General features: G+C 69.2%; 16 protein-coding genes and 3 pseudogenes. 5 read left to right on the top strand and 14 right to left on the bottom strand.

Going from position 1 to position 21126, the window contains the following annotated elements; translation table 11 throughout:
- Positions 1 to 8: 8 nt before the first annotated feature.
- From OJJOAM_RS18590 to OJJOAM_RS18550, 9 genes are all read right to left on the bottom strand, one after another.
- On the bottom strand, positions 9 to 797 hold the full coding sequence (locus OJJOAM_RS18590) for an ABC transporter ATP-binding protein (protein WP_422650686.1): 789 nt from the start codon (positions 795 to 797) through the stop codon (positions 9 to 11).
- On the bottom strand, positions 794 to 1588 hold the full coding sequence (locus OJJOAM_RS18585; protein WP_422650685.1) for an ABC transporter ATP-binding protein: 795 nt from the start codon (positions 1586 to 1588) through the stop codon (positions 794 to 796). Before OJJOAM_RS18585 ends, OJJOAM_RS18590 begins: the two co-directional genes overlap by 4 nt.
- Positions 1588 to 3450 carry an ABC transporter permease gene (locus OJJOAM_RS18580; RefSeq protein WP_422650684.1) on the bottom strand — a complete coding sequence of 621 codons (1863 nt, stop codon included), beginning with the start codon at positions 3448 to 3450 and terminating at the stop codon, positions 1588 to 1590. Before OJJOAM_RS18580 ends, OJJOAM_RS18585 begins: the two co-directional genes overlap by 1 nt.
- 24 nt (positions 3451 to 3474) lie before the next feature.
- Positions 3475 to 4668 (bottom strand): amino acid ABC transporter substrate-binding protein, encoded by a 1194-nt coding sequence (locus OJJOAM_RS18575; protein ID WP_150084732.1) that lies wholly within the window; start codon positions 4666 to 4668, stop codon positions 3475 to 3477.
- A gap of 58 nt (positions 4669 to 4726) precedes the next feature.
- The gene (locus OJJOAM_RS18570) at positions 4727 to 5431 is read right to left on the bottom strand and encodes an SRPBCC family protein (protein WP_422650683.1); all 705 of its coding nucleotides are present in this window, start codon (positions 5429 to 5431) and stop codon (positions 4727 to 4729) included.
- A 62-nt stretch (positions 5432 to 5493) separates the two neighbouring features.
- Positions 5494 to 5979, bottom strand: coding sequence for a (2Fe-2S)-binding protein (locus tag OJJOAM_RS18565; RefSeq protein ID WP_422650682.1), 486 nt, complete (start codon positions 5977 to 5979; stop codon positions 5494 to 5496).
- A gap of 9 nt (positions 5980 to 5988) precedes the next feature.
- Entirely contained in the window at positions 5989 to 6702 is a 714-nt protein-coding gene (locus tag OJJOAM_RS18560; RefSeq protein WP_422650681.1) for an FAD binding domain-containing protein, read from the bottom strand.
- 114 nt (positions 6703 to 6816) lie between these two features.
- Entirely contained in the window at positions 6817 to 9318 is a 2502-nt protein-coding gene (locus OJJOAM_RS18555; RefSeq protein WP_422650680.1) for a xanthine dehydrogenase family protein molybdopterin-binding subunit, read from the bottom strand.
- Between the two features lie 10 nt (positions 9319 to 9328).
- Positions 9329 to 10612, bottom strand: a complete 1284-nt coding sequence (locus OJJOAM_RS18550; RefSeq protein ID WP_150084727.1) for an amidohydrolase/deacetylase family metallohydrolase — start codon at positions 10610 to 10612, stop codon at positions 9329 to 9331.
- Positions 10613 to 10983: 371 nt separating this feature from the next.
- Between OJJOAM_RS18550 and OJJOAM_RS18545 the strand changes: the two genes are divergently transcribed.
- The 3 genes and pseudogenes from OJJOAM_RS18545 to OJJOAM_RS18535 all read left to right on the top strand — a co-directional run bounded on the left by OJJOAM_RS18545 (position 10984) and on the right by OJJOAM_RS18535 (position 12832).
- Positions 10984 to 11502, top strand: coding sequence for a MarR family winged helix-turn-helix transcriptional regulator (locus OJJOAM_RS18545; protein WP_150084726.1), 519 nt, complete (start codon positions 10984 to 10986; stop codon positions 11500 to 11502).
- 93 nt (positions 11503 to 11595) lie between these two features.
- Positions 11596 to 12622, top strand: a pseudogene (locus tag OJJOAM_RS18540) (MBL fold metallo-hydrolase).
- 60 nt (positions 12623 to 12682) lie between these two features.
- Positions 12683 to 12832 (top strand): hypothetical protein, encoded by a 150-nt coding sequence (locus tag OJJOAM_RS18535; protein ID WP_422650679.1) that lies wholly within the window; start codon positions 12683 to 12685, stop codon positions 12830 to 12832.
- On the opposite strand, the gene OJJOAM_RS18530 is transcribed toward OJJOAM_RS18535, so the two are convergent.
- Positions 12773 to 13657, bottom strand: a complete 885-nt coding sequence (locus OJJOAM_RS18530) for a LysR family transcriptional regulator (RefSeq protein WP_422650961.1) — start codon at positions 13655 to 13657, stop codon at positions 12773 to 12775. The two genes, OJJOAM_RS18535 and OJJOAM_RS18530, sit on opposite strands and share 60 nt — an antisense overlap.
- 282 nt (positions 13658 to 13939) lie before the next feature.
- Between OJJOAM_RS18530 and OJJOAM_RS18525 the strand changes: the two genes are divergently transcribed.
- On the top strand, positions 13940 to 14383 hold the full coding sequence (locus OJJOAM_RS18525) for a nucleoside deaminase (protein ID WP_150084724.1): 444 nt from the start codon (positions 13940 to 13942) through the stop codon (positions 14381 to 14383).
- A gap of 5 nt (positions 14384 to 14388) precedes the next feature.
- Complete coding sequence (locus tag OJJOAM_RS18520; protein ID WP_422650678.1) at positions 14389 to 15789, top strand: MFS transporter; 1401 nt, start codon at positions 14389 to 14391, stop codon at positions 15787 to 15789.
- Between the two features lie 204 nt (positions 15790 to 15993).
- Here OJJOAM_RS18520 and OJJOAM_RS18515 read toward each other — a convergent pair whose 3' ends face one another.
- The 4 genes and pseudogenes from OJJOAM_RS18515 to OJJOAM_RS18500 form a co-directional block, all read right to left on the bottom strand.
- On the bottom strand, positions 15994 to 16974 hold the full coding sequence (locus OJJOAM_RS18515) for a tripartite tricarboxylate transporter substrate binding protein (RefSeq protein WP_422650677.1): 981 nt from the start codon (positions 16972 to 16974) through the stop codon (positions 15994 to 15996).
- 72 nt (positions 16975 to 17046) lie between these two features.
- Complete coding sequence (locus OJJOAM_RS18510; protein ID WP_422650676.1) at positions 17047 to 18054, bottom strand: Bug family tripartite tricarboxylate transporter substrate binding protein; 1008 nt, start codon at positions 18052 to 18054, stop codon at positions 17047 to 17049.
- 140 nt (positions 18055 to 18194) lie between these two features.
- Positions 18195 to 19011, bottom strand: a pseudogene (iolB, locus tag OJJOAM_RS18505) (5-deoxy-glucuronate isomerase).
- 11 nt (positions 19012 to 19022) lie between these two features.
- Positions 19023 to 20991 (bottom strand): annotated as a pseudogene (locus tag OJJOAM_RS18500) (bifunctional 5-dehydro-2-deoxygluconokinase/5-dehydro-2-deoxyphosphogluconate aldolase).
- Between the last annotated feature and the right edge of the window lie 135 nt (positions 20992 to 21126).

The following is a 21126-nucleotide window of genomic DNA, read 5'->3' as shown; positions in this document are numbered from 1 at the left end:
ATGCCGCCTCACATCCCCATATAGGCCTGGCGCACACGGGGATCGTCGGCCAGCACGCGCGTGTCGCCTGCAAGCGAGATGCGTCCGGTCTCGACCACGTTTGCATGGCGGGCCAGCTCGAACGCCGTCAGCACATCCTGCTCGACCAGCAGGATGGTCAGCCCCGCGCGGTTGATCTGCAGCAGCGCCTCGCCCAGGTTCTCGACCGCACGCGGGGCCAGCCCCAGCGACAGCTCGTCGATCATCAGCAGTTGCGGGCGCGACATGATGCCCCGGCCGATCGCGCACATCTGCTGCTCGCCGCCGGAAAGCGTGGTGGCATCCTGCTTCTGGCGCGTCTTCAGGATCGGAAACATGGTGAAGACGAAGTCGAGGTCTGCCTCGATGTCGGCGCGGCTGTCGCTGCGCAGATACGCGCCAAGCAGCAGGTTGTCGCGTATCGACAGGCCGCGGAACAGCCGCCGCCCTTCGGGCACATGCGCGACGCCGGCGCGCAGCATCGCGTCGGGACTGGCGCCGGTCATGTCCTTGCCGGCAAACGCGAGTCGCCCGCCCGAGGGCTTGACCATGCCGGAGATCGTCCGCAGCAGCGTGGACTTGCCGGCGCCGTTGGAGCCGACGATGCAGGTGATCTCGCCGGCCGGCACCTGCAGGTCGATGCCCCACAGCACCTGCACGTCGCCGTAGCCGGCGTGCAGCCCGGCAATCTCCAGCAGCGGCGTGTTGAGGGGCGCGGCGGCGCCGGCGGGCGCGGCACTGGTGCGAGCGCCCATGGCGGCGCGGGTTTGGACGTTCATCGGTGGACCTCCGTGGTGGTGTCCGCCGCCGACGTCGCCGCTACGCCATGCGCCGCCTGGCGCGCGGCAAACTTGCTGCCCAGATAGGCCTCCACCACGCGCGCGTCGCGGATCACGGCCTGCGGCTCGCCCTGCGCGATCAGTTCGCCCTGATGCAGCACCAGGATGCGCTGGCTCAGGGACATCACGACCTTCATCAGATGTTCGATCAGCAGGATGGTCACGCCGCGCGCCGCGATCGCGCGCATCAGCGCCAGCGCCTGGTCGATCTCGGCGCTGTTCAGCCCCGCATTGACCTCGTCGAGCAGCAGCAGGCGCGGCCGCATCGCCAGGCTTTTGGCCAGTTCCAGCCGCTTGCGCGACGGCAGCGTCAGCGCGGTGGCCGGGCGCCGCGCCTCATGCGCGAGGCCGACGAATTCGAGATGGTCCATCGCGTCGCGCTCGGCCTGCGCCAGACTCGCCGCGTGGCCCGCGAACAGCGCGCCGGCGCAGACGTTCTCGAGGACCGTCATCTGCGGAAACGGCTGCACGATCTGGAAGGTCCGCGCCAGGCCGCTGCGGGCCGCCTGCCACGGCCGCTGCGCGGTCACGTCCCGGCCGCGGAACACCACCGAGCCGCCGTCGGCGCGCACCACGCCGGTGATCAGATTGACCAGCGTGGTCTTGCCCGCGCCGTTCGGTCCGATCAGTCCGACGATCTCGCCTTCCTCCAGCGCGAAGCTGACCTCGCGGGTCGCATGCAACCCGCCGAAATGCTTGTCCAGTGCCTGGACCTCCAGCAGCTTGCCCATCAGCGCACCTCCGTCGCGGTGGCGCGGCCGGCGCGCGCCCAGGCGGCCGATCGGATGCGTGCCAGCCCGCGCCGATAGTCGATCTTCAGCAGGCCGCCCGGCAGGAAGAAGATCAGCAGCACGATCACCACGCCGAGGATCGCCTGGTGGTAGTCGAGAAAGCGCGCCCAGATGGTTTCCTCCATCAGCACGAAGGCGGTGGCGCCGACCAGCGGCCCGTACACTGTGCCAAGTCCTCCCAGCATCGCCATCACGGGCACCTTCAGCGTCAGCAGGATGCCGAACGCGTCGGTCGGCGCGATATACGAGACCCACGACGCGTAGATGGCGCCGACGGTGCCGCAATAGACGGCCGACAGTGTGTAGGCCGCGGTCTTGTAGCGGTTGGTGTCGATGCCAACCATATCGGCGGCCTCCTCGTTCTGGCTGATGCAGCGCAGGCCGAAGCCGAGCCGCGAGCGCTCGACCGCCAGCGTGGTGGCCCACGCGCACAGCATCACCGCCAGCATCGCGTACAGGAAGACACGGCCGGCGAAGTCCGGGCCGCCGCCGAGGATGCGGATATTGAGCCCGTCACCGCCGCCGGTCACATCGACCCACAGCGAGGCGACCATGCGCAGCACCTCGACCAGCGTGATCGACCCGATCGCGAAGTAATGGCCCTTCATCCGCAGGATTGCGCCGCCAAGCAGCGCGGCGAACAGGCTGACGAACACGGTCGCGCCCAGCCAGGCGAGTACCATCGGCACGCCCGCGTTCTGCAGCAGGCCGCCGACATAGCTGCCCAGGCCGACAAAGGCCGCGGTGGAGAACGACGGATAGCCGGCATAGCCGCCGATGAAGTTCCACGACAGCGCCAGCGCCCCGTACATGCAGACGAACGTGGCGAGCCGCACGAAGTAGTTGTCGGCCAGGAACGGCATCGCGGCCAGCAACAGCACGCCGCCGGCGAACAGCAAATGCGCGCCGCGCGCGGGGAAGCGGGAACGGTTGGCGTTCATTGGTACCCTCGCTTGCCGATCAGCCCGGTGGGCCGCGTCATCAACAGCACCAGCATCAGCAGCGAGCCGACCAGGATCGCGCTCTGCGCCCCCCAGGAAGTTGCCAGCCACACTCTCGATCAGCCCCAGTGCGAGGCCGCCGACCAGCGCGCCCGGCACCGTGCCGAGCCCGCCGATCACGCAGATCACGAAGGCCTTGCCGAGCAGCAGCCCGGTGATATTGGTGGTGATCGGGAACACCACCGACATCAGCACGCCGCAGGCGCCGGCCATCAGCGCGCCGATGCCGAACGTGATCGCGTAGACGCGGCCCACGCGAATGCCCATCAGCGTGGCGGCATCACGGTCCATCCGCACCGCGACGATCGCGCGGCCGATGCGCGAGCTGCGCAGCACCAGATAGAGCACGCCGGTCATCGCCAGCGCCAGCAGCATCGCCAGCAGCCGGTCGTTCGGCACGATCACGCCGTTCAGGTCCAGCCGCCCCAGGTCCAGCGAAATCCGGCGCGGCGTCGCGTCGAACCACACGTTCATCAGGTTGTAGAGGATCATGTCCAGGCCGAAGGTCAGCGTCAGCGTGGTCAGCACCGGCTGCGACACGACCCGGTTGACCAGCCCGTACTGCAGCAGGAAGCCGAGCAGGAACAATCCCACCGATACCACCAGCAGCATCACGAAGGGACTGACCTGCCAGTGCAGCCACGCGAAGTAGGCCAGATAGCCCCCCAGCACGATGAACGACCCGTGCAGCATGTTGATCACGTTCAGCACGCCCCAGACCAGCGAAAAGCCGACGGCGATGCAGGCGTACAGCGCGCCCAGCATCAGGCCGTTGACGACGATTTGTGCGTAGAGACTCATGGCGGTGGCTTCCGGCGGTCCGTGTCAGCGCACGGCGACGAGGTCGGCCTGCTTGACGGCTTGCGGATACAGCACCGCCACCTTGCCCGACTGGACCTGGATGATCGGCAGGTCGCGCCCGGCATTCATGCCATTGGGGCCGAACTTGACCGGGCCGTAGAACGTCATCGCATCGAGCGAGGCCAGCGCGTCGCGCACCTTGGCGCCCTGCGTGCTGCCCGCCTTCTCGATGGCCTTCTGCAGCGCGATCAGCGCCGCCGCCGCGGAGGCGTGCACATAGTCGGGGTCGTGCTTCTCGCGGGCGACGAACTCGTCGTAGAACGCCTTGGTCGAACCGAACACATCGTCCGCCTTGTATTGCGACGACGGATGCCACCAGGTCGCGCTGCTGACGTTGTTGGCGAGCGGGCCCAGCGCATCGATGAACTCGCGGTAGGCCGGACCGGTGATCATCGTGATGATCGGCGCGGTCGTGCCCAGATCGGCCATCTGCTTGCGCACCAGGATCAGGTCCTTGGTGTAGCCGGTGATATAGATCCACTCGGCGCCCGATGCCTTGATGCGCGACAGCGACGCGGAATGGTCGAGCGCTCCCACCGGGAAATATTCGTTGTGGACGACCTTGAGCCCGGCCTTCTCCGCATGTGCCTTCATGGTCGCGGCCATCGAGCGCGGAAACACGTCCTCGCGGCCCAGGATGGCGATCTTCTTGACCGTGGGCATCTGTGCGGTGAAGGTGCGGATCATCGAATCGACCAGGCCGCCGTTCGGTGCCAGCGTGCCGAACAGGTATTTGTAGCCCTGATCGAACACCGACTCCGACGACGCGGCCGACGCCATGACGGGAATGCCATAGCGCTCGGCCACGCCCGCGACAACCTTGGTATGTCCGGAGCCGAAGGGCGCGGTCAGGAATTCGACCTTGTCCTGCGTGATCAGCTTCTCGGCCATCTGCTGCGCGCGCTTCTCGTCCGACTGGTAATCGTAGGTGATCAGCTCCACCTTGCGCCGGGTGCCGCCGACATTGATGCCACCGGCCGCGTTGACCCGCTTGAGCCACATGTCATAGGCGACCTGCTGCTTCTTGCCTTCGTCGGCCAGGCCTCCGGTCAACGCGAGCGGCGCGCCGATGCGGATGGTGGACTGGGCCTGGGCCAGCGCGGTGGCGCCCATCAGGAGCGCGGACAGCAGCGCGGTACGGATCAGCTTGGGAGTCATGGAATACCTCGTCAGGGGACAGGTCTTGCGGAGCGAATCAGGAAAAGGGACGGCAAAGTCAGCGGCGGCCGAACGACAGCCACTGCCGCAGGCGGCCCCACAGCGCGGGCCAGAACAGGGCATTGAGGTCGAGCGGCGCGTTGGCAGGCGCGTTGGCAGGCGCACGGGCTGGCGCACTGGCAGGCGCACTGGCTGGCGCCTGCCTCGACGGCGCAGGCGCCGTCTCGACAAAGGCAGGCGGCTCGGCCGCGGCGAAGGCGGCTACCGTGGGAGCCACCGCAACGGTAACGGCCGGTCCGGCCTCGGCTTCGAGCTTGCGGCGCAGGTTGGCGGCAAAGGCCTCGGTCAGCCGGGCGGCCAGCTCGCGCACGATGCCGCCTCGCGAGAACTGCGCCAGGCTGCCGGCGATCGCATAGTCGACCGCGATGTCGACGCGCGTGGCGGGCCCGCCGGTCGCGTCCGCGACGTCATGCAGCGAGAACGCGGCCTCGCCCTTGACGCGCGAGCCGCTCTTGCGGTCCGCGCCGGTGCCTGTCACCGCGCCACGGTAATCGGCATCGTCCAGGCGCATCTCGCCGTCGCCGGCGAAGACCGCGACGATGGGCCCGAGCTTGACGGTCATCGTCAGGGGCAACCGGCCGTCTCGTGGCGGCGCCGACAGCGACGCCCCGGGCAGGCAGGCGATCACGCCCTCGGTATCGCGGAAGCAGCGCCATACCGCGTCGCGCGCGAACGGCAGCAAGATCGTTTGTTGGAGTTCCATGCGGGGCTCGGCCTCCTGGGGTGGCGTCGGTAGACTGTCGTGTCGGTTCGCGCGGGTTCTGGTCAGGTGCGATTGACCGCGCCGGCGGTCTTGCGGGCATCGAGCACGCTGCGTATCGCCCGCACCAGGCCGACATAGCCGGTGCAGCGGCACAGGTTGCCGGCAAGCTCGTGACGGATGCGCGCATCGTCGGCATCCGGCAGCCGCAGCACGATGTCACGCGCGGTGGCCAGCATGCCCGGCGTGCAATATCCGCATTGCAGCGCGTGTTCGGCGCTGAACGCTTCGCGCAGTTGCGCCATCACGGGGTCGGCATCGAAGTCCTCGATGGTGCGTACCTCGGCGCCGGTGCAGCTGACGGCCAGCACGGTGCACGAACGCGTCGGCACGCCGTCGACCTGCAACGTGCAGGCGCCGCAGACGCCCTGCTCGCAGCCGAGATTGGTGCCTGTCAGGTTCAGGTGTTCGCGCAGGAAGTCGGCCAGGTGCGTGCGGGGCTCGATGGCGGCGCTGACACGCTCGCCGTTGACACACAGTTCGACAGGCATGGGGGAGTGTCATGCGCCTTCTCCGGTAAAGACAGCCAGCGCCGCGGCGGCGCGCCGCAACGCCACCGCGTGGAGTTGGTATTCAAGCGTGCCGGGCTCGAGCCCGGCCTCGCACAGGTGGCGGTGCGCCAGCGCTTCGTCCCAGCGCTCGATCAGCGCGCCGGCGTCGGCGATCACGAACGGCGCGCCATCGATGGCGCCGATCACCGCGCGACGCCTGCCCTGTGCGCCGTCGTCGACGAAGGCGCAGATCGCCTCGGCGAATTCGCCCGGCTTGCGGTTGACCTTGTAGTAGCTCCAGCGCGCGCCGGGGCTCAAGCGCGCGATCCGGACCCCGAGCAGCACTTCGTCGTCCGCCAGCGCCGTGGTGAATGCGCCGGCCATCCAGTCGCGCTGCGCGATCTCGCGCCGGCCGCGCGGGCCCATCACGATGCAGGTGGCGTCGAGCAGCGCCATCACGTTGATCCAGTCGGCCGCCGGGTCGGCATGGGCCAGGCTGCCGCCCAGTGTGCCGCGGTTGCGCACGGCTCGATAAGCGATGCCGCGCGCGACGAAGGACATCAGGCCGCGGCTCGGATCGGGAATGCGCCCGTCCTCGATCTGCGCATGGGTGATGCCGGCGCCCAGTTGCACCGACGTGCCCGCGTCGAGGCATTCGCGCAGTGCCGCGATGCCGCCCAGATCGATCAGCTCGGCCGGCTGTGCCAGCCGCAGGTTCAGCATCGGGCCAAGCGACTGGCCACCGGCGACGGCCTTGGCAACGCCCCCCGCTGCCGGCGAGCGCGGCGAGCGCCGCTTCGACGGTGTCGGGCCGCCGATAGTCGAACGGCGCCGGCTTCATGCCGCCACCTGCGCAGGCGACGGCGGCATCGGGCTGAAGTGGCCGGGGTGGCGGGCATCCGTGGCACGCGCATTGGCGAGCGCGGCGAGGATCGCCCGCGGACTTGCCGGCAGCTCGCGCAGTTCGGCGCCCAGCGGCCGCAACGCGTCATTGATAGCGTTGACGATCGCCGCGGGCGAGCCGATCGCACCGCTCTCGCCGATGCCCTTCTGGCCGAACTCGGTGTAGGGCGCCGGCGTTTCCATATGGTGGATGCGGATCGCAGGCACTTCGGTAGCGCCGGGCAGCAGGTAGTCGGCCAGCGTCGATGCCAGCGGCTGGCCGTCTTCGCTGTAGCGCATCTCCTCGTACAGCGCGGTGCCGATGCCCTGCGCCGCCCCGCCGTAGACCTGGCCGTCGACCACCATCGGATTGATCAGCACGCCGCCGTCCTCGACGATCACGTAGTCGATCAGTTCGACCTTGCCGAGTTCGGTATCGACGGCGACCGCCACCGCATGGCACGCATAGCTGAAGGTGCCGGTATCGCGCGTTGCCTGGTAGGTGGTCATGACCTCCAGCCCCGCAGGATCGACATCGGCGGGCAACTTCTGCGGCTGCCGGTACCAGACGTGGGCGAGCTCGGCCAGCGGCACGCGGCCGCCGCCGCCCACCACCGCCCCGTCCTCCCAGCGCGCCGCCGGCACAGGCAGGCCCAGCAGATGGGCGCCGATGTGCAGCAGCCGTGTTCGCAACTGCTTGCAGGCCTGGCCCACGGCCCCGCCCGCCATCACGATCGAGCGCGAGCCCCAGGTGCCGGTGGAGTACGGCGTGATCGCGGTATCGCCAAGCAGCACGCGCACCTGATCGGTGTCGACGCCGAGCACCTCGTGCGCGATCTGGGCCAGCGTCGTTTCCATGCCTTGCCCGTGCGAATGCACGCCGGCGCGGATCTCCAGCACCCCGTCCGGCGTCAGCCGCACCACGGCCGGCTCGCGGCCCGGCACCATCGGAATGCCCCAGCCGTGATAGACGGAAGTGCCATGGGCGCCCTGCTCGCAGAACACCGCAAACCCGACGCCAATGCGGCGCCCGTCGGGCTCGCCGCGCTGCTGGCGCGCACGCAGGCCGGGCAGATCGATGGCCGCCACGGCGTGTCGCACGCATTCGGGATAGTCGCCGCTGTCGAAGTGCTTGCCGGTGATGTTGTCGAACGGCATGCGCTCGGGCGGCACCAGATTGCGCAGCCGCACCTGATGGGGTTCCAGCCCCGCCTCGACCGCGATCGCGTCCATCACGCTCTCGATCGCGAAGCAGACGCCGGTGCGCGCCACGCCGCGGTATGGCAGGATCGGCGGCTTGTTGGTCGCCACCGACCAGGTGCGGCAGCGATAGCGCTCCATCATGTAGGGCCCCGGCAGGATGCTGCCGACCTGTGCGGCCTCCAGGCAGGCCGAGAACGGGTACGACGAATAGCAGCCCGAATCCACCGTGGCCTCGCAGTCGACCGCCAGCAGGCGGCCATCGCGCTCGGCCCAGGCCTCGATGCGATAGGCGTGCTCGCGGCAGTTCGCGTTGGCCGTCAGCTGCTCGCGCCGATCCTCGATCCAGCGCACCGGCTGCTCGAGCCGCATCGCCAGCCACGCGACGCAGACCTCCTCGGGCAGCAGGATTCCCTTGTAGCCAAAGCCGCCGCCGACGTCCGGCGAGATCACGCGAACCTGCCCTTCGTCCAGGCCCAGACAGCCGGCCAGCCCCGTGCGGTTGATATGCGGCATTTGCGCCGCGGTGACCACCACCAGCTGGGCCAGGCGCCGGTCCCACCACGCGACCACGCCGCGGCCCTCCATCGGCGCCATGCTCTGGCGCGCGGTCCGCAGCGTGCGGATGACGTGAATCGGCGCGCTCGCGCGGATCGCGGCCAACGCGGCCTCGTTGTCGCCGTCCGTGCCGACCGCCGTCGAAAGAAACACGTTGTCGCCCCAGTGCTCGTGCACGAGCGGCGCGCCGGCCTCGCGTGCGGCCAGCATGTCGACCACCGCCGGCAGCTCCTCGAAGTCGACGAAGACCTGCGCCGCAATGTCTTCGGCCAGCGCGCGGGTCGGGGCCACGCACATCGCAATCATCTCGCCGACCTGGCGCACCTTGCCGTCGGCGAGCACCGGCTGCGCCGACGACTTGAAGCCGGCGAGCCCCGAGTCGGCGACGATGGGCCGCACGCCGTCGAGGTCGGCCAGCGTGAATACCGCATCGGCCAGCCCTTCGGGCTTCTCGATGCCGCGGATGCGCGCATGCGCCAGCGGACTGCGCACGAACGCGACATCGCGCATGCCGACCATGCGCAGGTTGGCGACATAGTCGCCGCGGCCGCGCAGGAAACGGTCGTCCTCCTTGCGGCGCAGCCGCGCGCCGATGCCGCCGGTCTTGCTGCCGATGTTGCCGCCGTTGTTGCCGCCGTTGTTGCCGCCGTTGTTACCGCCGTTCCTGCTGCGGTCGCCGTGCGCTGCCGGGGTCGTCATCGCGATCTCCCTAGGCGACCTGCGCAACCGGCAGGATGGACGCGGCCGCATCGAAGCGCTGCCCGGCGCGCAGGCAGAACACCGGTTCCAGCATCCGCTCGACCACCACCTGGGTCCCCTCGTTGTCGGCGAGGACCCAGCGGCCACGCAGGTCTTCCAGCACCGAGACGTTGGCCTCGGCACCGACCCGCAGCGTGCCGGCGCCGTCCTTCAGGCCGGCCATGCGTGCCGCATTGACGGTGGCCATGCGCACCACATGGTCCAGTGGCAAACCGAGCGCCAGCATGCTGGTCATCGCCGACACCAGGCTGAAGCGGACGCGGCCGAGGAACATATGGTCCTGGTCCGGATGTTCCGCCGGCGTACCCGCTGGCGCGGGCACGTGCGTGTTGTAGCCGTGCATGTCGGCGCCCAGCGTATCGGGCACGATGCCGGCGTCCAGCACGGTGCGCGCCATCCGGTAGCTGAAGTGCGAGCCGTGACCGACGTCGATCTTCAGGCCGCGCGCCGCGGCCTCGCGCGCCAGCGGGTGCACGGTGCCATCGCGGTTGACGAAGCCGCCGGGATGGCGGCTGAACGGATGCGCCAGCACATCGCCGGGCTTGAGCATGTCGACCACCTGCTCGAGGATCGTGTCGGGGTCGACCTCATGCTCGGGGTGGCCAGGCATCGGCCACAACTGGCCGAAGTGGACGTAGACCGGCAGCGCTGCCTGACGGCCGATCTCGGCGGACGCACGCATCACCTCGACGCCCCACCGCGCAAACCCGCCGAGCTCGGCATGGGCCTTGATGCCGCGCACCAGGTCGGCGTTGGCTAGCGCGGCCTTCACCGTGGCATCGACATCGACGCATTCGGGCCGATACAGCTCGGCGTAGTAATGGCCTTCGAGCCCGCCGACCAGATAGGCGGACAGGAAGGCGTAGATGCGGCTGCTTGCCGGCTCGGCAACGTAGTGCCGAAAGCCGGGCAGCGTCATGCAGCTCGCGCCGCCCTGGTCGATCAGCGTGGTGACCCCGGAATGTACGCCGCACATGTCCGCGTTCAGGCCGAAGCGTCCGGTCACGTACTGGTACACGTGCGCGTGCGTGTCGATCAGGCCGGGCAGCACGAGCTTGCCGCGGCAGTCGACGACTTCGGCCGCATCGGCGTCCGCAGGCAAGGCCGCCGAGCCGTCGCCGACGGCGGCGATGCGGCCGTTGCGGATCCATACATCGCACACCGCGTCGATGCCGGCGTCCGGATCGATGACGCGGCCTTGCCGAAGAACGATGTCGCGCTTGCTTGCAGTCATGCTGGCCTCGTGGGGTGAAAACGCTGCCTGCAAAACGCAAGAACTTTGCCAGTGCATGCCGCAGGCCCGGCCCCCCGTTGCCGGAAACCCTTGCCGGCCAAGGCTTTGCGGTCTTCCGCCGACGCAACGAAATACGGGGTATGCCACGTATCCGGGTCGATTCCGGATGCGCGAGGCTGGTGCCGGCGCACCGGGAATCGGCGTACTACGAGCCCAGCGGGCAGCAAACCTGCCCCGTTGCTGTGCAATACGGGGCATACCACCTATTCGGCGATAATGGCGGCAACCGAAGCCACGCTGGAACGGCTGCCCCCTGACCTGGCGCCAACCGCCGGCGGCGAAATGCCGTCCGTTTCCGAACACCGCACCGCATGACGACGACCAAACGACCCATCGCCATCCAGACCGAGATCGACGCCGCCCGGCACCGCTCCACGCTGCTGGGGCGCCCCGGCTTCCTGATCCGGCGCCTGCATCAGGTCCACTGCTCGCTGTTCCTCGAGGAGACCGAGGCGTTCGGCATCACGCCCGTCCAATACAGCCTGTTGACGGCACTGGAGCAGCACGGCGAACTCGACCAGAACACCGTGGCCCTCGAGGTAGGCCTGGAGCGCACCACGGTGGCCGAAGTCATTCCTCGGCTGGAGGCGCGCGGACTGCTGCAGCGGCGGCAAAGCGAAACCGACCGGCGCGTCAAGCTCGTCAAGCTGACCCGCAAGGGCAAGACACTGGTCAGGAAGATGGAGGCGGCGGTTCAGCGCGCGCACGATCGCACCGTCGACCATCTGCCGCCGGCCGACCGCGAACGGTTCCTGCTGTATCTGATCCGCCTGGTCGAGGCGACCAACGAGCACGGCAGCGTGCCGTATCGGCTGCCGCCAGCGGAGTGACGGCCTGCGGGGAAATGTGCCGAGTGATACATTAGCGCCAGCCCGATTTCCGGCTTGTTGTTCCCGTCATTGCGCCAAACAACGTTCTTCCGCATGGAGCGCCGCATGAACCCGTCCCGTTTTGCCCTTCCGCGTCGTGTTCTTCCTCTCGCGCTGGCCGCCGCACTGTCGTGCGCGGCGCTCGCCGGCACGCCGGCCCACGCGCAGGGCGTACCGGCGCAGCAGCAGAATCAGGTGCCCGGCTATTACCGGATGATGCTCGGCGAGTTCGAGATCACCGCGCTGTACGACGGGTATATCGATGTCGACCCCAAGCTGCTGCGCAACACCAGCGCGCGCGAGGTGCAAACCCTGCTGGCTCGCATGTTCCTCGACTCGACACCCGGCGTGCAGACCGCGGTCAACGGGTTCCTGATCCACACCGGCAAGCACCTGGTGCTGGTCGACACCGGCGCCGGCGCCTGCTTCGGCCCCGCACTGGGCAAGATCGTCGACAACATCCGGGCGGCCGGCTACGACCCGATGCAGGTCGACACCGTGCTGCTGACCCATCTGCATGGCGACCATGCCTGCGGCCTCGCGGTCGACGGCAAGCCGGTGTTTCCCACCGCGACGGTCCATGCCTCGCAGATGGACGCGGACTACTGGCTGTCGCAGGACATCGCCGACAAGGCCCCGGCCGAGGCCCAGCCCTACTTCAAGATGGCGCGCGATGCGGTGGCACCGTATCAGGCGGGCGGGCGCTTCCGCACCTTCAAGGCCGGCGACGAGGTGGTGCCGGGCATCGCCGCGGTGGCCGCCTATGGCCACACCCCCCGGCCATACCGGCTATCTGGTGCGCTCGGAGAAGAACGGCAAGGCGCAGAGCCTGCTGGTGTGGGGCGACATCGTGCACAGCCATGCGGTGCAGTTCCGCCGGCCGGATGTCGCGATCGAATTCGACGTGGACAGCCGCGCCGCGGTGCGCACGCGCAAGCGGCTGTTCAACGACGCCGCGCGCAACAAGCTGTGGGTCGCCGGCATGCATCTGCCCTTCCCCGGCATCGGCCATGTGCGGGCCGACGGCAACGGCTATACGTGGGTGCCGGTCGAGTTCGGGCCGATCCGCACGGATCGCTGATCCGGCTGGCTGAGCCGGCCGGTCATCGGGGTACGCGGCCCGCCAGTTATCGCGCTGTTTTTGGCGCTGTTTTTGGCGCTGCTGTTGGCGCTGCTGTTGGCGCTTCTGTTCGCCCTGCTGTTCGGGCTGCTGCTCGCGCCAATCGTGGGGCTACGCATCGCGCGGCTGACCGCGCCGCTGGTCGCGCCGCATCATGGCATCGCACATTGACTGCAGCCGCGCGGCCATGTCGCGCGCCGGCGCCGACGGTTCCGGCCTGACATGCAGGCTCAGCTCGACCGGCGGCACCGCGCCGATCAGCGCCGGCTCGTCCAGCACGCGATGCGCGCGCGTGACCACGCGGCGCGGCAGCAAGCTGATGCCCAGGCCGTCGGCCACCGCCGAACTGAGGCTGGCCAGACTCGCGCTGACGAAGCCGATGCGCCAGCGCCGGCCGCTCGCCTCCAGCGCATGCGTCATCTCCCCGCGATACAGGGCGCCGCCGGGAAAGACCGCCAGCGGCACCGGCTCGCGCCCGAAGGCGGGACGCCGGCGGCTGTCGATCCAGCACAACGGCTCGGGCCAGCTCGCCAGCCCGGCGGCGCTGCCCTCGCGCTGCTTGATCAGCGCCAGATCGAAGTCGCCCTCCTGGAATCCCTGCCATAGCTCGTGGCTCAGGCCGCTGGTGACCTCGAGCCGCACGCCGGGCCACGCGTCGGCGAAATCGGCCAGCACCGGCGTCAGCGTCTGCGCGGCGAAGTCTTCCGGCACGCCGAGCCGGATCTCGCCCTGCACCGCGCTGTCGCGGATCAGCGCGACGGCCTCGCCCGACAGCTGCAGGATCCGCCGTGCATAGCCCAGCAGGCGTTCGCCCTCGGGCGTCGGCGTGACATAGCGCCCGCCGCGGTCGAGCAGCGCGCAGCCGCACTGCTCCTCGAGCCGGCGCAATTGCTGGCTGACCGTGGACTGGGTCAGATGGACGCGCTCCGCGGCGCGGGTGAAGCTGCCGCTGTCGGCCACGGCGACGAAGCTGCGCAGCAGTTGGGGATCGAGGATGTCGTTCAAGGGGTGGCGTTCGAGGCGGCTATGTGTCCAGGGATTCGGGCAGGGATTGGACCGGTCTTTGCGCGGTCCTTTGCGCGGTCCTTTGCGCGGGTCCTTTGCGCGGGTCCTTTTCCAGGTCCTTTGCGCAGGTCTTTGGCGCGCCCTTTGAGCGGCCCTTTGCCGGGCTATTTGATTTCTCACTGCCCCGCAGTCCATCATTTAATTTCCCAATTGCCAAGCGCGCGCGTACAGTCTGGTCCTCTACCCGCAGGCTCTTTTCCGCGAGGCATCCCCATGTCCAACCACGAATCCCTGTTGCGCGAAGCCGTGCATCTGGCGCAGGCCAACCGCGCACGCGGCGGCCGGCCCTTCGGCGCCGTGCTGGCGCGTGAAGGCCAGCTGATCGCCACCGGCGTCAACGGCATCGTCCACAGCCACGATCCGACCAGCCATGCCGAGATGGAGGCGATCCGCGCCGCCAGCCGGCGCCTGCAGAGCCCGGACCTGCGCGGCTGCGCGGTCTATGCCAGCGGCCATCCCTGCCCGATGTGCCTGGCCGCGCTGGTGATCAGCGGCGTGCAGGAGGTCTACTACGCCTTCGACAACAACGACGCCGCGCCCTACGGCCTGTCCAGCGAGGCCACCTACCAGGCGTTGCGGCTGACGCTCGATCCGCCGCCGCTGCCGCTGATCCGCCTCGATGTGGGTGTCACCGCCGATGCGGTCTATGGCCGTTGAGATCCATGGCAGTTGAAGTCCCCACCGGCCGGCGCGGCATCGGCGCGCCGGGCTGGGCACTGGCGGCCATCGTGCTGGCTGGCCTGAACCTGCGTCCCTTCCTGACCGGCATCGGCCCGCTGGCGCCGGTCATCCGCAACAGCACCGGCCTGGACTATCGCGGCATGGCGTGGCTGACGCTGCTGCCGATGGTGCTGATCGGCGTCGGCGCCTGCCTCGCGCCGGCGATGCGCCGATGGCTCGGCGAGCGGCGCGCGGTACTGCTCGCGTTGGCACTGGTCGGCATCGGTTCGCTGTTGCGGCTCGCGTGGCCCGGCGGCACGGCGCTGATCGCCACGGCCGCGCTGTGCGGCCTCGGGACGGCCGCCGCGCAGGCGGCGCTGCCGGCCATCGTCAAGCGCCAGTTTCCGGCACGGATGGCGATGGTGATGGGCCTCTATTCGGCCGCGCTGATGGCGGGCGGCGCGCTGGGTGCGCAGTTGACGCCGTGGATCGCCGGCCTGAGCGGCAGCTGGCATGCGGGGCTGGCGGTGTGGGCGCTGCCCGCATGGGCCGGATGGCTGCTCGCGTGGCGGACGCTGCCCCGCGATGCGGCCGCCGAGCCAGCGATGTCTTGCCGCGACGCCGCCGATGCCACGGCCAACGCGAACGCCGCCGACGTCGCCGATGCCAAGACCAAAGCCAACGCCACCGATATCGCTGATGCCAGAGCCAACGCCGCTCACGTCGCCGATGCCAGGCCCAAAGCGAACGCCGCCGACACCGTTGATGCCAGCGCCAAAGCCAACGCCGGCCGCCCAACCGCGATTCCGGTGCTGCGCCTGTTCAAGCGCCCACGCACCTGGCTGCTGATGGCCTCGTTCGGCGTGATGAACGGCGGCTATGCCTCGCTGATCGCGTGGCTCGCCGCCTACTACCAGGAACGCGGCTGGAGCGGCCCGGCCTCGGGCGGCCTGATCGCGGTGATGTCGGTGGCGCAGGCCGTTGCCGCGCTGGCGCTGCCGACGCTGGCGGCCCGCAGCCCGGATCGCCGCGCATGGCTGGCCCTCGCGCTCGCCCTGCAGGCGATCGGCTTCGCCGGCCTGGCCGGATGGCCGGACCTTGCGCCGCTCGCATGGGCCATCATCGGCGGCGCCGGCCTGGGCGGCTGCTTCTCGCTTTATCTGGTGGTCGCGCTGGACCACCTGCCCCGCCCCGAAGACGCCGCCGCGCTGGGCGCGCTGATGCAGGGCGGCGGCTTCCTGCTGGCCGGCTGCGCCCCTTGGCTGGCGGCGGTGTTGCACGACGCAACCGGCAGCTTCGCCGCCGCCTGGTGGTACCACCTCGCCGCGGTCGTGCTGGTCATGCTGGCCACCACCCGCTTCGATCCGCGCCGGTATCTGCTGGCGATGCCGAGCCGGGCCTGAAGGGTGCCTGCGAAGGCGAAGGCTTCGGTCTTCGCCTTCGGCCATATCGGCTCTCCTTCTTCTCTTTCCGACGCTACGAGTTCGCCCGCATGGCCGCCGCAACGGGGCACACTGCACGACGATGCGTACCCGTTTCTGCGTACCGCAGCCGAGCTGCCGAAGCCGACCGTACCCGTTTCTGCGTAGGTCGGCCCGGACTTCCAATCAGGTCTTGATCCCCAGCTTTTCGATCAGCGCCTTGAAGGTAGCGTTGTCGCGGGCGATCACGCGCTTGAAGGCGGCTTCGTCCAGATAGCCTTCGCCCATGTTCTGCTTGGCCATCGTCTCGCGCAGCGCGGGGTCCTGCATGGTCTTGGCGATGGCGCTGCCCAGGCGGGCGACCACGTCCGGTGGCGTGCCCTTGGGCGCCGCGATGCCGCGCCAGCCGTGAATGACCAGATCGACGTTGCGCTCCTTCAGTGTGGGGATATTCTCCCAGCCGGCCTTGATCCGCTGCTCGGACATCACCGCGAGCGGGCGGATCTTGCCGGCGGCCACATAGGTCGCGACTTCGACCGGTGTCACCGCCACCGCTTCGATATGTCCGCCGAGCAGATCGAGCACCGCCGGATTCGCGCCGCGGAACGGCACATGGTTCAAGCGCACGCCGGCCTTGTCCTCCAGCGCGGCGGCGGAGAGATGCCCGAGCGAGCCGGGACCGGCATTGCCCACGCGCATCGAATCGGGCTGCTTGCGCGCGGCGGCAAGGAATGCCTCGATGGTCGTGAACGGCGAGTCGGCGCGCACCGCGATGGTGGCTGGGTCCGCGTTCAGGCGCGCGACCGGCGTCATGTCGTCAGCCGCGAACTTGGCCAGGCCCAGATGCGGAATCATCGTCAGCTCCACGGTGATCACCGCCAGCCGATAGCCGTCGGGCTTGGCGCTGACCAGATCGGCCCAGCCCACCGCGCCGCTGGCGCCGGACTTGTTCAGGATCACCAGGTTCTGCGGCAGATGCTTGCGCGCGGCTTCCGCGAAGGCGCGCGCAAGCACATCGGTGCCGCCGCCCGCGGCGAACGGCACGATCAGTTCGATCGGGCGCGACGGGTAGGCGCCGCCCTGGGCCAGCGCCGGGCAGGCCGCGGTGGCGGACATCGCAGCGAGCGCGCGCAGCACGGCGCGGCGTTGATGAAGCGGTTCATTCATGACGAAGACTCCGGGGTACGGTAAAGACTGGAGCGAGAGCAGGAGCGAGGAGAGAACCGGCGCAGGCCGCGCTCAATCGAGCCGGATGCCGGCTGCCTTGATTACGCCGGACCACAGCTTCTGCTCGCTACGCGTGAAGTCGCCGAATTCCGCCGCGGACATCGGCATCGGCTCGATGCCAAGCTCCTCGAGCTTGGCGCGCGTGCCCGGATGGCGCAGCGCGGCGACCAGTTCCTGATTGAGCCGCGCAATCACCGGCTGCGGCAGCTTGGCGGGCCCGACGAAGCCCTGCCATGCATAGGCTTCGAAGCCGGCCAGTTCCGGCAGGCCGGACTCCGCCATGGTCGGCACGTCGGGCAGGATCGGCAGGCGTTGGGGCGTGGCCACGGCGAGCACACGAAGCTTGCCGCTGCGAATCATCGACAGGCTCGGCGGCAGATCGACGAACATGGTCTGTACCTGGCCGGCCATCAGATCCTGCAGCGCCGGCGATGAGCCCTTGTACGGCACGTGCAGGATGTCGGTACGCGTGCGCTGCTTGAACAGTTCCAGCGCGACATGCAGCGGCGAGCCCGGCCCCGACGACGCCGACGAAATGCGGCCGGGCGACTTGCGCACCAGCGCGACAAACTCCTTCAGGTCTTTCGCCGGAAAGGACGGATGCACGGCCAATACCAGCGGCATCCGGCCCAGTCCGCCGATGAAGGTGAAGTCCTTGCCCGCGTCATACGTCAAGCTCGAATACATCGCCGGGTTGAACGCCAGCGTGCCGGAGTCCGCGGTGCCGACCGTGTAGCCGTCGGGCGCCGATCGCGCGATGGCGGTGGCACCGATGATGCTGGCCGCGCCGGGCCGGTTCTCGACCACCACCGGCTGGCCGAGGTCCTGGCCCATGCGCTGCGCCAGATTGCGCGCAATCACGTCGGTAGTGCCGCCGGGCGCATAGGGCACGATCCATTTGACCGGCTGGCTGGGGAAGGTCTGCGCGCCGGCCGCGGCAACGCAGGCAAGCGTCGTGGCCAGTGTCGTGGCGAGCGTGGCGAACGCGCGGGCAATGCCGCGTGGGATGCGGGTCTTCATGGTGTCGTCTCCTGTCTTGGCGGGAACTGCGGTGTTCCCTTGTCGTATGGCGATGCGGGTGTCCGCCCTGCGGCGGCGATCAAGCGGGTTCGGCGTTTGAGCAGTGTCGGGCGGCACTCGAGCGGCACTGGCGCGGCGCTTCAGCGCGGCGCCATCAGCCACTCATGCGCGGGGTCGTTGCGGAAGGCCCAGCGCCGTTCCGGCCCGGCCATCGTGTTCAGGTAATAGAGGTCGTAGCCGTACGGCGCCGTGCACGGGTGATAGCCGCGCGGCACGAGCACCGCATCGCGATGCTCGACCGCCATCGCCTCGTCGAGACTGCGGTCGTCGGTATAGACGCGCTGGAAGGCGAAGCCCTGGGAGGGATTGAGCTGGTGGTAATAGACCTCCTCCAACGCGGTTTCGGCCAGCGGGTCGCTCGCGTTGGCGCTGTCGTGCTTGTGCGGCGGATAGCTGGACGAATTCCCCCGCGGGCGTGATCACCTCGACCACCAGCAGCGATTCGGCGGCCTCGGTCTCGGGCAGGATGTCGCAGACATGGCGGGTGTTGGCGCCTTGACCGCGGACGCTGCGCCGCATCTGAGCGGGCTCGATCACGCGGCATGGCAGGCGGCCCTCGGCCGGTGCGGTACTGAACGCGATCTCCGCCGCATCGCGCGCGATGACTTGCACGTCGCGGCCCGGCGGCACATAGACGGCATACGGGGACTGTTCTTCGAAGACCGACCGGCGGCTGCCCAGCGCGCTGAACCGCTGCGTGCCGACCACCACGTCGAGCTGCCCCGACAACACCGTGATGCACAGCTCGCGCGCGCCCGTGGACAACGCTTCGACCTCGCCGGCGTCGAGCCGGATCGCACGAAAGCCGATATAGCGCCAGCCGGCCGACTGCGGCGTGATGTCGACGATATCGCGGCCCGGCTGGGCCTTGACCAGCAGGCTGCCCGTATTGCCCATCGACGTCGGCTTCATGCTGCCTCCCGTGCGGCGCTGTCGCCCGTCGGCGCGGGCCGCGTGCTGCGCCAACCTGCAATGAGCCGACGGAAATTGTCGGCGACCCTTGCCCGGAACGCATCGTCGTCGAGTTCGCGGCGCAGCCATGCCAGGCTCGCCTCGGCCCATACCGAGCGGCCGATCATGAAGCCCTTGACCAGCGGCGAGCGGGCCTGCGCGAAGCCGTCGAGCAACTGCTCGAGCGGCTGGTTCAGGCCGAGAATCACCGCACCGCGGCACCAGGGATCGCGCTCCTGCACGAGCCGGTCCAGCGCCTGCCATTGCGCGGCGGACATCGCGCCGACCTTCCACCATTCCGGCTTCAAGCCGATGTCGTAGAAGTGGCGGATCGCGCGGACCACGGCTTCGCCCCTGTCGTCCGGCGCGAGGGTGTCCTTGGGCGGAATGACTTCAAGCAGCAGCTCGTGGCCGCTGTGGCGGGTCGCTTCCCATACGGTCTGCAGGTAGTCGTCCTGCTCGGCGCGCAGCGCGGCCGGATCGTCCGGGTGATAGAACACCAGGCACTTGACGACCTGCTCGCGCGGCCAGTGCGCCAGCTCGGAAGCGAGCGAGCGCGTGCCGTCGAAGCGCAGCGGCCGCGAGCCCGGCAACTCGATCGGGCGGCCCACCCACCAGCCTCGTCCAGTGGCCCGATGCAGCGCCGATTCGCCCAGCCGGCCGTCGATCAGCACGCCGATCTTGCCGCCGCAGCCGGGATCGCCTTCGACCTCGGCCACCACTTCGTTGATCAGCCGCTTGAGCCGCGGGATCTCGGCCACGTCGGCGCCTGCCGCGCGCGCCAGCTCCTCGAATTGCGAGCGATGGTCGTAGGCCAGCACGTACAGCTCGGGCCAGGGCTGGCGCGGCGCCGACACGCGATGCAGATGGGCCAGCGTCGGATCGCGGTCCGGCCGCGGATGCCGATGGCCGGAGAACCAGTGCGCCAGTTCGGCAGGCGTGGGCATCGCCGGCGCGCAGCCGTGCCGCGACACCACGATGGCGCCGCACGCATTGGCGATGGCCGCGGATTCGCGCCAGTCCTTGCCGCGCAGCAGGCCGGCAAGCAGGCCCGAGGCGAAGGCATCGCCGGCGCCCAGCACGTTGAGCACCTCGACCCGCTCGCCCAGCACCGTCAGCGCATCGTCCAGCGTCGGCGGAATCTCGCCGGTGACAATCGTGCAGCCGAGCGGTCCGCGCTTGACCACCAGCGCGGCCTGCGTGCAGGCGCGCACCTGGCGCAGGCTGGCCATCAGGTCGCCTTCGACGCCGCCGGCGATCAGCCATTCCTCCTCGGTGCCGATGATCAGTTCGAACGCGCCGAGCTGCGCCTGCAGGTGGCGGCTGACTTCGGCATTGCCGATATAGCGCGTCTCGCCGTCGCCCTTGCCGGTCAGGCCCCACAGCACCGGGCGGTAGTCGATGTCCAGCACGCGCACCACGCCATGGCGCCCCGCGATCTCGAGCGCGCGCCGCGAGGCGGCCAGCACGCCGGGCGTGCTCAGATGCGTGCCGGTAATGACCAGGCTGCGGCAACGGGCCAGGAAGGCCGCATCGATGGCCTCGGCGTCCAGCGCCATGTCGGCGCAGTTCTCCCGCGCGAACAGCAGCGGGAAGGTGTCCCTGGTCCTTGATGCCCAGGAGTACCATGCCGGTCAGCCGCGCGTCGTCGATCTGCACCTGGCTGACGTCGCAGCCCTCGCGGCGCAGCGTGTCGAGCAGGAAGCGCCCGTTCTGCTCGTTGCCGACGCGCGAAATCATCGCCGAGCGCAAGCCGAGCCGCGCAGTACCGAAGGCGATATTGGCCGACGACCCGCCCAGGTATTTGGCGAAGGTACTGGCCGCCTCCAGGTTGCAGCCGATCTGCTGCGCATAGAGATCGACCGCCAGCCGGCCAAGGCAGGCCACGTCGAAATCGCGCTGATCGGGAAATGGGAGGGTACGCATGAAGGTGCTGTCTCTGTCTGCTGTCTTGTCCTGTGGTCGCTGCCATGGGTCGAGACCGAGCGGCTGCGCCAACGATGGAAGCGATGATAGCGCGAGAATAGAAAATTTGTTCTCTTTTTTTGTTGTGTGAGAAAA

Origin of the sequence: Cupriavidus sp. H18C1, assembly GCF_049311595.1 — a bacterium.
Taxonomy (GTDB): Bacteria; Pseudomonadota; Gammaproteobacteria; order Burkholderiales; family Burkholderiaceae; genus Cupriavidus; species Cupriavidus cauae.
Note: the sequence above shows the minus strand (reverse complement) of the source record. Positions and strands in the feature narration are given on the sequence as shown.

Bases quoted from the DNA above. Each gene is read 5' to 3' on its own strand.
- OJJOAM_RS18570 (WP_422650683.1), bottom strand. From the start codon at position 5,431: ATGGAACTCCAACAAACGATCTTGCTGCCGTTCGCGCGCGACGCGGTA.
- OJJOAM_RS18565 (WP_422650682.1), bottom strand. From the start codon at position 5,979: ATGCCTGTCGAACTGTGTGTCAACGGCGAGCGTGTCAGCGCCGCCATC.
- OJJOAM_RS18510 (WP_422650676.1), bottom strand. From the start codon at position 18,054: ATGAAGACCCGCATCCCACGCGGCATTGCCCGCGCGTTCGCCACGCTC.
- OJJOAM_RS18545 (WP_150084726.1), top strand. From the start codon at position 10,984: ATGACGACGACCAAACGACCCATCGCCATCCAGACCGAGATCGACGCC.
- OJJOAM_RS18515 (WP_422650677.1), bottom strand. From the start codon at position 16,974: ATGAATGAACCGCTTCATCAACGCCGCGCCGTGCTGCGCGCGCTCGCT.
- OJJOAM_RS18525 (WP_150084724.1), top strand. From the start codon at position 13,940: ATGTCCAACCACGAATCCCTGTTGCGCGAAGCCGTGCATCTGGCGCAG.
- OJJOAM_RS18590 (WP_422650686.1), bottom strand. From the start codon at position 797: ATGAACGTCCAAACCCGCGCCGCCATGGGCGCTCGCACCAGTGCCGCG.
- OJJOAM_RS18580 (WP_422650684.1), bottom strand. From the start codon at position 3,450: ATGAGTCTCTACGCACAAATCGTCGTCAACGGCCTGATGCTGGGCGCG.
- OJJOAM_RS18575 (WP_150084732.1), bottom strand. From the start codon at position 4,668: ATGACTCCCAAGCTGATCCGTACCGCGCTGCTGTCCGCGCTCCTGATG.
- OJJOAM_RS18585 (WP_422650685.1), bottom strand. From the start codon at position 1,588: ATGGGCAAGCTGCTGGAGGTCCAGGCACTGGACAAGCATTTCGGCGGG.
- OJJOAM_RS18560 (WP_422650681.1), bottom strand. From the start codon at position 6,702: ATGCTGAACCTGCGGCTGGCACAGCCGGCCGAGCTGATCGATCTGGGC.
- OJJOAM_RS18520 (WP_422650678.1), top strand. From the start codon at position 14,389: ATGGCAGTTGAAGTCCCCACCGGCCGGCGCGGCATCGGCGCGCCGGGC.
- OJJOAM_RS18555 (WP_422650680.1), bottom strand. From the start codon at position 9,318: ATGACGACCCCGGCAGCGCACGGCGACCGCAGCAGGAACGGCGGTAAC.
- OJJOAM_RS18550 (WP_150084727.1), bottom strand. From the start codon at position 10,612: ATGACTGCAAGCAAGCGCGACATCGTTCTTCGGCAAGGCCGCGTCATC.